General features: G+C 46.8%; 11 protein-coding genes. 7 read left to right on the plus strand and 4 right to left on the minus strand.

Going from position 1 to position 11,874, the window contains the following annotated elements; translation table 11 throughout:
* Positions 1–25 precede the first annotated feature (25 nt).
* Complete coding sequence (locus CEQ32_RS08985; protein WP_037425470.1) at positions 26–706, plus strand: transcriptional regulator; 681 nt, start codon at positions 26–28, stop codon at positions 704–706.
* Positions 707–762: 56 nt separating this feature from the next.
* Here the strand turns inward: CEQ32_RS08985 and CEQ32_RS08990 are convergent, their stop codons facing one another.
* Positions 763–2,337 carry a hypothetical protein gene (locus tag CEQ32_RS08990; protein WP_088585880.1) on the minus strand — a complete coding sequence of 525 codons (1,575 nt, stop codon included), beginning with the start codon at positions 2,335–2,337 and terminating at the stop codon, positions 763–765.
* Positions 2,338–2,541: 204 nt separating this feature from the next.
* Positions 2,542–3,456, minus strand: a complete 915-nt coding sequence (locus tag CEQ32_RS08995; RefSeq protein ID WP_037415751.1) for a DUF368 domain-containing protein — start codon at positions 3,454–3,456, stop codon at positions 2,542–2,544.
* A 237-nt stretch (positions 3,457–3,693) separates the two neighbouring features.
* Between CEQ32_RS08995 and CEQ32_RS09000 the strand changes: the two genes are divergently transcribed.
* From CEQ32_RS09000 to CEQ32_RS09015, 4 genes are all read left to right on the plus strand, one after another.
* Positions 3,694–4,185, plus strand: coding sequence for a hotdog fold domain-containing protein (locus tag CEQ32_RS09000; RefSeq protein ID WP_037415749.1), 492 nt, complete (start codon positions 3,694–3,696; stop codon positions 4,183–4,185).
* A 111-nt stretch (positions 4,186–4,296) separates the two neighbouring features.
* On the plus strand, positions 4,297–4,734 hold the full coding sequence (locus tag CEQ32_RS09005) for a nucleoside deaminase (protein ID WP_088585881.1): 438 nt from the start codon (positions 4,297–4,299) through the stop codon (positions 4,732–4,734).
* A gap of 135 nt (positions 4,735–4,869) precedes the next feature.
* Positions 4,870–6,087 carry a DUF418 domain-containing protein gene (locus CEQ32_RS09010; protein WP_181159805.1) on the plus strand — a complete coding sequence of 406 codons (1,218 nt, stop codon included), beginning with the start codon at positions 4,870–4,872 and terminating at the stop codon, positions 6,085–6,087.
* A gap of 74 nt (positions 6,088–6,161) precedes the next feature.
* Positions 6,162–6,512 carry a DUF1294 domain-containing protein gene (locus CEQ32_RS09015; RefSeq protein ID WP_037415740.1) on the plus strand — a complete coding sequence of 117 codons (351 nt, stop codon included), beginning with the start codon at positions 6,162–6,164 and terminating at the stop codon, positions 6,510–6,512.
* A 221-nt stretch (positions 6,513–6,733) separates the two neighbouring features.
* Here the strand turns inward: CEQ32_RS09015 and CEQ32_RS09020 are convergent, their stop codons facing one another.
* Positions 6,734–8,065 carry a short-chain fatty acid transporter gene (locus CEQ32_RS09020; protein ID WP_088585882.1) on the minus strand — a complete coding sequence of 444 codons (1,332 nt, stop codon included), beginning with the start codon at positions 8,063–8,065 and terminating at the stop codon, positions 6,734–6,736.
* Positions 8,066–8,286: 221 nt separating this feature from the next.
* On the opposite strand from CEQ32_RS09020, the gene CEQ32_RS09025 reads away from it, so the two are divergent.
* Positions 8,287–8,757, plus strand: coding sequence for an FKBP-type peptidyl-prolyl cis-trans isomerase (locus CEQ32_RS09025; protein WP_037415735.1), 471 nt, complete (start codon positions 8,287–8,289; stop codon positions 8,755–8,757).
* A gap of 59 nt (positions 8,758–8,816) precedes the next feature.
* Here the strand turns inward: CEQ32_RS09025 and CEQ32_RS09030 are convergent, their stop codons facing one another.
* Positions 8,817–9,611, minus strand: coding sequence for an ROK family protein (locus tag CEQ32_RS09030; RefSeq protein ID WP_037415724.1), 795 nt, complete (start codon positions 9,609–9,611; stop codon positions 8,817–8,819).
* Between the two features lie 361 nt (positions 9,612–9,972).
* Here CEQ32_RS09030 and CEQ32_RS09035 point away from each other — a divergent pair, with 361 nt between their 5' ends.
* Positions 9,973–11,790: an aminopeptidase P family protein gene (locus tag CEQ32_RS09035; protein WP_088585883.1), complete on the plus strand. Its 1,818-nt coding sequence runs from the start codon at positions 9,973–9,975 to the stop codon at positions 11,788–11,790.
* Positions 11,791–11,874 lie beyond the last annotated feature (84 nt).

Consider the following 11,874-nt stretch of genomic DNA (forward strand, 5'->3'; position numbering starts at 1 on the left):
AGGCTTCTGAATAAAGGCTAACATGATGAAATTACATGACTTAACCCAAAGCGATCTGGATATACTCAAGTCTATCGAAAATATCGTCGATGGGATTGCCGCCATGTATGGCCAGCATACAGAGGTAGTGCTGCACAGCTTAGATGCTAAGCATCCTTCGGTGGTCAAAATTGCCAATGGTCATATAACCGGGCGAGAAGTTGGCGCGCCGATTACCAATCTTGCGATACAAAAACTAAAATCGGGACAAGATATTTCTAACGCTTACCTGACAAAATGTGCCAACGGCAAAACACTCAGATCAACCACCACCATTATCCGCAATAGCAAAGATCAACCGATTGGATTGCTCTGTATCAACACGGATATGGATGCCCCATTGCAATCAGTCCTGCGCTCTATGATGCCAGAACAACTGTTTAGCAATGAGCAGACCCATTCACCCGAAGTATTCGCACGCAATATTGATGAGGCGCTACATAGTGCGATTGACAGTGTGAATCACGAAGTTCGTGCTAACGCTGCGATTTCACCTTCGCAAAAAAGTCGCGAAATCGTCAATCAACTCCATGAATTAGGGATTTTTGAACTCAAAGACAGCGCCCAAGTAGCCGCTACTCGGTTGGGGATTTCAGTGCATTCCATTTACCGCTATTTGCGTGAAATCAAAGCCAATCAAGCTGAAAACGACAAAGCCTCAGCCTAAAATAAAGGGCTAAGATCTAATAACCTTAGCCCTTGCGTTTTAGTATTTTGCGCTCATTATTGCGAGGCTTGTCCGCTCAAGCCCATCATATTCCATGCCTGTACCGTGCCATCGGCCATTAACGCAATGGCATCAAACAAATTGCTTCGAATCTCACGCATTTGACTCAAATCAACGGCTTGCTTATCTAACGTCATCGCAGGCTCTTCACCCATCCATACAGCAATGGAACCATCTTGGCGTTTAACCGTAAACCCAAAGCCTGTCGGGAAAATATCCGATGCTTGAGTGATTTGAGTTTTAGGTCCAGAGTGACCATCAACCACGGTGCCATCCTGTTTTAAAAAGGCAAACTCCCGCTCATAGGTCACCACCTTGTCCACCTGCGGGATTTCTTGATAACGTGGTTGATGCTGTCCCAAGTCCCAACCTTCCCAAGCAACGGCCGTATTATCCCGACGTAGCGCGACAAATCCCTCATCAAAGGGATAAACCTTATCAATGTTTTGCAACTTTTCCTGTATGACTGACGTATCGGCACCATTGAATTTACTGCCCCATACGTACAGTTGACGACTAATGGTTAGAGCGGCAAACGCACCACGATTTGCATAAATATCAATTACTTTATTGGCGCGACTTGTGGTAGATAAACGCGCTGGAAACGCGGCATGATACTCAGTCAATTCGCCCTCACCCCACGAATATACGCTGCCATCCGCCAGCAGTGCCGCAAACCCATGATCGGTGTTAACAACTTTCACGGCTGGTGCTAATTGGCTAAGTTTGGCTAATTGTTCACGGCCTTTTTGCTCATCGCTGGGCCCGCCCCAAGACACTAATTTCCCTGTCGCGGTCCTCGCGGTAAAGGCATTATCATTAGCATAGAGCAAATCGACATGGGTAAGTTCAGAGGCTACGTGACGACTATCGCCGCCATAATCGGCGCCCCCCCAAGAGACTACAGTTCCATCTTGCTTTAAGGCAGCATAGGCACCTTTGTTAATCAACACTGTGTCAATATTGGTCATAGCAGGCGCGGCATATTGCCCCGAGATCAGTTCGGCAGGCGTTGAATCCAAGTTAGACCAACTCACTACACTGCCATCTTGTTTGATGGCCGCATACAGCACCTCTCCCAACACAAAAGAACGAACACCGGTCAGCACTTGCTTCATCGCCATTCCCCAAGGAATAAGCTTTCCGTCATGGGTTAAGGCCGCAAAACCACAGCTATCCTCTGCCGCATATAGGTGTTTTACATTGACCAGAGGCTCGGCGGCATTATTGATATCGCCGCCACAGTCAGGCTCGCCCCATGCCACCACAGTGCCATCTTGCTTGAGCGCCGCAAATGCACTGAGATTACTGTAGATTTGACTCACTTGGGCTAACTGAGCGGGCATCGGGATTTTGGGCGAATCGTCAACCAGCTCAAGGTTGTTCGGGGTGGAAGTGACAACATTATTCACGGCGGATGATGGCCGATGAGCTAAGATCGTGTCAGAAATTTGCTGCTTTAATTCAGGTGATATTTCAGAATCTTGTTTATCAATGAGCAAGTTAACTACATGACCTAAGGCAAAAATTGCTAGCGCCACACCAACCCAGGGAACCTGTTTTTTTTCCACAACTATATCCTTATCGTAACGACAAACTCTCACTGAGTTTAAACGGATGCACAACATCGATGGCTGAGCACTCATTATAATTGGGCGATTGTAACTAAAGTACGAGCAAAATGACATTGCCCTAAAGTCGAGATATTCCATCGCCCTTAAAACAGAAAAGCAGCGATATTCGCTGCTTTTATTCAACATCATCCACAGAATTAGCTAATCCCGTTTACCAACCTTTTCTAAGCCCCACACTAAGGCAATCGCCGCTAACATGCACACAATAGCAAACAAGAGTTGTGAGGGCTGGCCAGTCACTTGCTCAAAATTAAGTGGCGAAATATTTTGTTCCAGCAAAGGCACTTGCTCGCCATGGGAGTTGGTCTGCCAGGTTAAGGTTTGTTTCCAAGGCCAAATTTTGCCTAAGGTACCAAGCATCAATCCGGTTAAAAACACGATAGTAGCATCATGGTATTTACGTAGCAGCGCCGACAATAAATGGCTAAATGTCAGTAACCCCATTACGGCCCCCACAGCAAAACACGCTAGAATATCCAGTTGAATATTTTTCGCCGCTGCGAGTACTACAGGATATAAGCCAAGCAATAATAAGATAAAACTGCCCGAAATCCCGGGTAACACCATGGCACAAATCGCAATCGCACCGCCAAAGAAGATATTTAAGTAACTGGCTTCCACCGACACAGGATTAAGCACAGTAATTGCCCAAGCAGCTAACACGCCGAGCACGAATAAACCTAAGCGTGCCAGCGTAAAGCCACTCACCTGCTTGAGCATATGCACCACAGAAATAATGATTAAGCCAAAGAAGAATGACCAAATCGGAATGGGATGCGCCACCAGCAACCACGAAATCAGCTTAGCGAAGCTAAAAATACTGGTCAGGATCCCCGCCAATAAACTCACTAAAAATCCGCCATTGATATGTATAAAAGCGCCTTTTAGCCCCTGCGACTTAATCACACCCCAAAGGGATGGATTGATGCGCTTAACGCTTTCAAGCAAGGTATCAAGAATGCCAGTAATGAAGGCGATGGTGCCGCCCGAAACCCCTGGCACCACATCGGCGGCGCCCATGGCCATGCCCTTAAAATAGGTCAGCAAATATTTCAATGTAAGTCCTTGTTGCTAAATCAATATGTGGTGTCATTGATGACAAATTTGTCGTGATTATACGGTGTTAGCCTAAAAACAGCGAAATGAAGTTTACTTAATTCAGCCGACTGGCAATTATTGTTACCTCAATGTTACACTCATCCGACCAGAAAAAGATAACCGCGCCACTAAGACCTAACATCATCATTGGCCAAAGATTATCCCCCTTAGTTTGCACTCCGATGAAGGATAAACATGAGTACTCACGAAGAAACCCGTACCAAACCGAACAAGGTGCTTGCGCTTTACCACAAGACCCAAGGTTTACCCTTTGGCCAAAAAATCTTCTCAATGATGGTGTCACGTATGGCGCCTTATTTTGGCACCATCAAACCACTGATCACTGAATTGCGCCTTAACTACTGTTCATGTTTAATAAAAAAACGTCATGCTGTTCATAACCATATAAAAACGGTGCACGTGATTGCGATTTGTAATGGCTTAGAAATGGCAATGGGCGTGATGGCCGAAGCCTCGATTCCAGCGCACCTACGTTGGATCCCTAAGGGCATGAGTGTGGATTACACCGCCAAAGCGGGCAGCGATATTTTGTGTGTGGCTGAAGTCACGCCAGAGCAATGGGCCCCCGGCGATATGTTGGTGCCCGTAACCGCCTACGACACTCAAGGAGTCGTGGTCGTGAAGGGGCATATTAAATTATGGATTTCAGAAAAGCCGCAAAAATAAGTTAACGCCACCGAGCCAAGGTTAATCGTCAAGCAAGATAACAAGTTAAGTTGTCTTGCCCAAACCTTACGGACTGCTATGCTAAGCAAAACAATCTAACAGGGGGACAACATGGATGAATTTTTACAGGCCGCCATTGATGAAGCCAAACAAGGATTAGCCGAAGGCGGTATCCCCATTGGCTCAGTATTAGTGATTGACGGTAAAATTGTCGCCCGCGGGCATAATAAACGTGTGCAGCAAGGCAGCGCCGTATTACACGCTGAGATGGATTGCCTCGAAAACGCTGGCAGATTGACCGCCGCCGATTATCAAAAAGCCACGCTCTATTCAACCCTCTCCCCCTGCGATATGTGCAGTGGCGCTATTTTACTCTACGGCATCCCTAAGGTAGTGGTCGGTGAAAATGTCACTTTTCAAGGGCCGGAAGCCTATGTACAGTCCCGCGGAGTCGACGTGACAGTGGTAGACAATCACGAGTGCAAGCAATTAATGCGCGATTTTATCGCCGCCAAGCCACAGCTATGGAACGAAGATATTGGTGAATAGCAACGATGTTTGTAGCACTTATCGAATGGTCCAGCAGTGATATGCCTTAAGCACCAGTTCGGTGAAGGCCTTGTACCATAAAATTGAACGGAGCTGAGCTCCGACTCGGTTTACCCCATTTCGTGTAGAGAAAGGATGCCTACTATCAAACCTATCACTCAAGCTGCTAAAGATCCTTGGGCAAATCCCTCAAAGGCGAATCACACTCACGATCTCTCGATCCCAAGTACTCGCAATGCCAACCTCGATGCGATTCGGGGCTTAGCCGTCTTGGGGATATTTTTTATGAATATCTATTTTATGGGGATAAGTTTTTATGGCTATGCGCCCCATCAAATCCCCTTACTTTCAGACCAAATCCTCCAAAGCGTTAGCAATTTCTTTATTGAAGGGCGCTTTATCAGCCTATTTTCTATCCTTTTTGGTGTTGGGCTTTATATTCAATTTCAGCGATTTAGCAACAATGGCTTGGCCGCTTATTCGCTGCTAAGCTCACGCTTGAAATGGTTGATTGTCTTTGGCCTGCTCCACGGCATCATTATCTGGCCCGGTGATATTTTACTGACCTATGGGGTCAGTGGATTTTTAGCACTTTGTTACCGTGATGCCAGCATCGACGAGTTAAAACGTAAGGCCAATATTTTTATTTTCATTGCCTTAGTGATGATCAGCTTAATAGCGCTTAGCGGCAGTGACGAACTGTTTACCCGCGAATCAGCACTTTTTGCCGAGCAATATAACGCTTGGACAGCAAGTTACCCTAACCAACTGCTGCTGCATTTAATTCAAGTTGGCTATATGGCGCTCGTGATCCCTTTTACCTTAATGTGGTTTACGGCAGGCTTAATGTTGCTGGGGATGGCACTCTATCAACAGGGCATCTTTGAACAGGGTTTTGACCGTAACACCTTACTCAAACTCGCTTTAGCCACCTTAGTGTTATCCTCCATGGATACCCTATTAGGCTTAACCGAAAACCCCATACTGGTGATGTTTTCAGACATTCTAGTCATGCTGAGTGCTATTCCGATGGCGCTGATTTATATCCATATAGTGGTTTATATCTGTCAAAACCGCTCGACCGTGCTAAAGCCACTGCAAAATGTCGGCAAACTCGCCTTTAGCCTTTATATTCTGCAATCTATCGTTGGCGTATTTATCTTTCGCCACTTTGCCCCTGAGTTACTGTTAACCCTCAATAGAGGCAGTTATATGGCAATAGCCTTGGGTTATTCGCTACTGCAATTGCTGCTTGCGAGTGTATATTTACGCTACTTTAAGCAAGGGCCGCTCGAAAAACTCTGGCGCCACCTCGCCTTTAAATCCATTCGTCCCAAGCACCAGAACAAATGAACAACAAAAAAACGACTCACACCCGCTCGCCCCGCGCCTCAAAGCCGGGAGTGATTCACAGCAAGGCGAGTTCGATGCCATTGTTATTAGCACTGGCCTTTCTCGCCATGTTAATTGGCGCGGCTTGGTGGCATATGCTGCCAGTCGCGATTGCTGGTTTATATCTGGCGCTGAGTTTATGCACTTTTATCACCTACGCCGTTGATAAATCAGCCGCTAAAAGAGGTAAATGGCGCACCAAAGAAAGTACTTTGCACCTCATGTCGCTGATGGGCGGCTGGCCCGGTGCACTGTTTGCCCAGCACCTTCTACGCCATAAATCAGTAAAAACGGCCTTTCGTAAACTGTTTTGGCTAACGGTAGTAACCAACTTGGCCTTGCTGGGTTATGGGCTCCAAACCGGAGTGATGGATAGATTGATTTAAAGCGCGCATATCCAATCAACCTGAAATCCCCAATCAACCTGAAGATACGAATGTCAGAGTGCCTACAAGTTGTAGAGCCCTTAGGGACGCCAATTCAAGGCTCATACATAACAAAATGTCGGCCACATTTGGAATTGACACAATACGGAAGTCGCAATGAAAAAATTAGCCCCGTTAACCGTTAATTCTTTTAACGGGGAAATTTTGAGCTATATCAGTACTTAAAACCAGCTTAGGGCAATACTGATAATGACCCCTGTGATAATCAACTGCATTAAACAGAATCCCATAATATCCCGCGCCTTTAATCCGGCGATGGCCAGCACAGGTAGAGCCCAGAAAGGCTGAATAAGATTGGTCCATGCATCACCCCAAGCCACCGCCATAGCAACACGTGCCACATCGGCGCCCAGCGCTTCAGCCGCTGGCAACATAATCGGCGCCTGCACCGCCCATTGTCCGCCGCCCGAAGGCACAAAAATGTTCACAATGCCTGCGCTGATAAAGCTCCAAAATGGCAGGCTTTCAGCGCTGGCAATGGCTACAAATCCTTCGGAGATACTTTGGGCTAAACCCGATTGCATCATCACCGCCATAATGCCTGCGTAGAAGGGGAACTGAATCACAATGCCCGCACCGCCTTTAATCGCTTCGTTAAGACTCAGCAATAAACTGCGTGGCGTTTGATGCAACACTATGGCAAGGAACAAAAATAAAAAGTTAACTAAATTAAGGTTTAAGCTGCCGCCCTGCACTGCAAAGTAATAGCCTAAATACACCAGCCCTGCGCCGCCCACACTCCACCCCAGTAAACGGCTATTTTCTAATGTATCTGCGGGACGAGTAATAGCGTTTGGCACATGTCCTGTGTTGCTCTCTTCACTACTCACATCTTCAAGCGCCTTAGGGTCGATATAAATGCTGTCTTTTTCTTCTGGCAACATAAAACGGTTTACCAGTGGCATCACCACAAATAAAACCAACACTAACAGCAAGTTAAAACTGGCAAAAATGGTCTCACTGGTAGAGATAATGCCAATTTGTGATTCTGAGAAATGCCCCGCAGTGGCAATGGTTAACGGAATAGACCCCGCCAAGCCGCCGTGCCAAACCACAAAACCAGAGTAAGCACTAGCAACCAATAAACGATAATCCACTCTCACTTTACGGGCCAACGCCTTGGCAAATAACGCGCCGACTACCAAACCAAAGCCCCAGTTAATCCAACTGGCAGCCAGAGAAACCAGCGTCACTAAGATAATCGCCTGCGGCGCAGACTTAGCCAAGCCGGCGATGGCATCGAGCAATTTTTTTATCGGTGGTGAGCTGGCGAGCATAAATCCCGCCACCAGCACTAACAGCATCTGCATTGAAAAACTCAGCAGCGCCCAAAAGCCATCGCCCCAGTAGCTGATGACGTCCATGGGTGTTTTTTGCTCGGCCACCACGGCCGAAATCATCACGACTAGCGTGAGGAGTAAGACAAAAATATAGGGATCGGGTAAATAACGGTCGACAAGCTTGACCAGCGGTTTTGCGGCTTTAGTTAACATAGGACTATCCTTGTTTATTCTTCTTATCTGTTTTTATTGAGTTTTTATAGAGTCTAATGCCACAGGTTAAGCGATATCTAAAGCTGGATAAAGCCTTCGGATGCTTTTAAAGCGTGAGAAAATGTAACGCGAATCATCCACGGCTACGCGCACGAACATCGCTAGCCTCTCACGCTAAAAAACTGATAACATAGCCAAAATTGACTAAGGTGTTCCTTAAAATGAAAATGTTACTTGCCGTTGTTGTGATTGCTGGGGTGATTTTTTACTTCTTTACCTCGATGAATAACCAAAAAGCGGCCCAAGAAAATATCCGTTTAGGTAATGAATTTTTAGCACAAAATAAAACCAAAGAAGGTGTACTCAGCACAGCTTCAGGTTTGCAATATCAAGTGTTAAATCAAGGCTCTGGCACAGTTCATCCCAAGGCGAGCGATACAGTGACCGTGCATTACCATGGCACTTTGATCGACGGTACCGTATTTGATAGCTCGGTCGAGCGTGGTGAGCCCATTGCCTTCCCGTTGGATCGGGTGATTAAAGGTTGGACCGAAGGCGTGCAACTGATGGTCGAAGGCGATAAGTATCGCTTCTTTATTCCAAGTGAGCTTGCCTACGGCAATCGTAGCACAGGCAAAATTGGCGGTGGTTCGGTACTGATTTTTGATGTAGAGCTGCTAAAGATAAATTAATTTCTGCATTAAAAACAAAGCCCTGCATTGTAGGGCTTTGTTTTTTCTATCTCCGTTTTTTACGAATCTGCCTTATCCGAAAAATCCCTTGCCAAGATCACTGATAAACCACGACAAACTAAGGTTTCCATATCATCGACACGATTAATCTTCATTTCGGCTAATGGCGCACTCAAGGCCATGCGTCTTAAACTGTCCAGACATCCTTTATAGTAAGGCGCACTGTTCATCATGCCGCCCGCTAACCAGATCCGATTAGGATTAAAGAGATTTACCGCCCATGCGAGTCCCATACCAAGATAAGTACCTGCACGGTATACATCATCGGCAGTAGAAATCTTCCGACTACGGATAGAATCACCACTGGCAAGCTGCTCTAAAGTGAACTCCCCCGATTCTGTCATCACTCGGCAATGTCCCAGCTCTCCTGCGACGCCAGTTGCACCGGTGTACGCTTTGCCGTTAAAGGCAATCGACATACCGATACCGGTGCCACACATGACTAACAACTCACAGGCATATTTTTCATCACAGGTTGCCTGCATGCCCGCATCGATATCATTACAGATAAACTTAAGCTGACCTTGGGTTTTCAAGGTATCAAAACTCAACCCATTTAAACCGGGCAAGGATTTACAAGATACCAAACGATTCTGTTGTACAAGCCCTGGTACAGCGATCGCTAAATGGTAATGCTGTAAATCATAATCCCGTTCCAACGCCGCGATTTGATTATTTAAGTCTTCTATTTTAAAGCCTTCACCCGTGGGGATTTTATATTGTTCTGTATGCCCCTTGAGTTGAAGTTCGAACAGGGCTTTGCTACCGCCCACGTCTATTGTTAATGTTTGCATCGCCAACTCCACTGATACATGTGCTCCCCTCTGACCCCGAGCGGAGATGGCGAATGTTAGCATAATGGGTCAATATTAGCGATTGAATAAAACTTAAGTAGCTAATTTGTAAGAATTAGTCATGATTCCAGAGTGATTAAGATAACAATTCAATTTGATTATTAGCGAGAGATCACAGCCATTTTCATCACAAAATGTTGCCTAAAAAACAAAATTGTATACAAAATCCTTTATTCCATACCTTGCAACTTCGTTGCTGAGCTTGCGATAATCGCTGTCAATTTGCATCCTTTTCGCCAGCATTACCCATGATAATTTGGCAGCCTACCTTTGTAGCCCATGCCATCAATTTGGAGCCCCTATGTCGTTACCTTCGTCGTCACAACCATTGCAATCAAATAAGATTGCCAACCGTCTTGCCGCCATTCGTAGCGAGCTAGCAAACGCCAACTTAGACGCCTTTATTATTCCGCGCGCCGATGAGTATTTAGGCGAATATGTGCCAGAGCACAACGAGCGTCTTTATTGGGCGACGGATTTTACCGGTTCAGCCGGCATGGCCATTGTCCTAAAAGACAAAGCCGCCATTTTTACCGATGGTCGTTATACGGTACAAGTGCGTTTACAGGTCGATGCAAACCTCTTTAGCTATGAAAGCCTGACAGACACTCCGCAAATCGAATGGTTATGCGACACGTTACCCGCAGGTTCACGTGTCGGATTTGATGCCCGTTTACACACCTTAGCCTGGTTTGAAAACGCCAAAGCGACGTTAGCGAAAGCCCAAATCGAGCTGGTTGCCGTCGAACAGAATCCGATTGATAAGCACTGGCAAAATCGACCTGCACCGTCGAGCGCAGCTATCACCTTATTTAGTAATGAAAGTGCGGGTAAGACCAGCCTGCAAAAACGGACCGAGATTGGCGCACTAGTCAAAAAAGCCGGCGCCGATGTCGCGCTAATAGCCGCTTTGGATTCTTTCTGCTGGCTGCTTAATATCCGTGGTAATGATGTTCCTCGCCTCCCTGTCGTGCTCGGCTGCGCCCTGCTCCATGCCAATGGTGATATGCAGCTGTTTACCGATTTGAGCAAACTCCCCGAAGGCATTGAGGAACACGTTGGAGCGGGTGTGAGCTTTAACAGTGAAGCTTCACTTGCCGATACCTTGGCAAGTTTGCAGGGCGTGAAACTGCTGGCCGATCCCAACTCTGCTAACGCTTGGGCGCAAAATCTTGCCCGCGATGCTGGCGCCAAATTGATTGCTGGTATCGACCCAGTCTCTCTGCCTAAAGCCCAAAAAAATGCCGCCGAATTAGCGGGCATGCGTGCCAGCCATATCCGTGATGGTGTAGCAGTGAGCCGTTTTCTTGCATGGCTCGATGCCGAAGTCGTGGCTAATCGTCTGCACGATGAAGCCACTCTTGCCGACAAGTTAGAAAGTTTCCGCCTCGAAGATCCCAAGTATCGCGAGCCAAGCTTCGACACCATCTCCGCCGCTGGCGCCAATGCGGCCATGTGTCACTATAACCATAACAATGGCACGCCTGCGATGATGACGATGAACAGCATCTACTTAGTGGATTCTGGCGCTCAATATCTGGACGGCACCACGGACGTCACCCGCACCATCGCCATTGGCGAAGTGAATGATGAACAGAAAAAGATGGTGACACTGGTACTTAAAGGCCATATTGCCTTAGATCAAGCCCGCTACCCTAAAGGCACGACAGGCCAACAACTCGATGCTTTTGCCCGCCAATATCTGTGGCAACATGGCTTTGATTACGACCACGGCACAGGCCATGGCGTCGGTCATTTCCTGAGTGTGCATGAAGGCCCACAGCGCATCGGTAAAAATCTTAATGCTATCGCCTTAATGCCTGGCATGGTGTTATCAAATGAGCCAGGTTATTACCGCGCCGACAGTTTTGGTATTCGCCTCGAAAATCTAGTGGTAGTGCAGCATTGCGAAGCCTTAAAGGGCGCCGAACGTGAAATGTATGAATTCGATGCCCTAACGCTGATCCCCATGGATGCTCGCCTTATCGATAAGCGCCTGTTAACCCAAGGCGAAATCGACTGGTTTAATGCTTACCATCAGAAAGTGTTTAATACCCTGTCGCCTTTGATGTCTGGCACTGAACTAGAGTGGCTCACACAGGCGACAAAAGCTATTTAATGACTCATCGTTAAAACCCCTCGTAACTAGATAAACCCAAGACATACTGTCTTGGGTTTATTGTTTTAGAGTATTGAAGCTACA

The organism is Shewanella sp. FDAARGOS_354 (genome assembly GCF_002209245.2).
In the GTDB taxonomy this organism is placed as follows: Bacteria; Pseudomonadota; Gammaproteobacteria; order Enterobacterales; family Shewanellaceae; genus Shewanella; species Shewanella xiamenensis.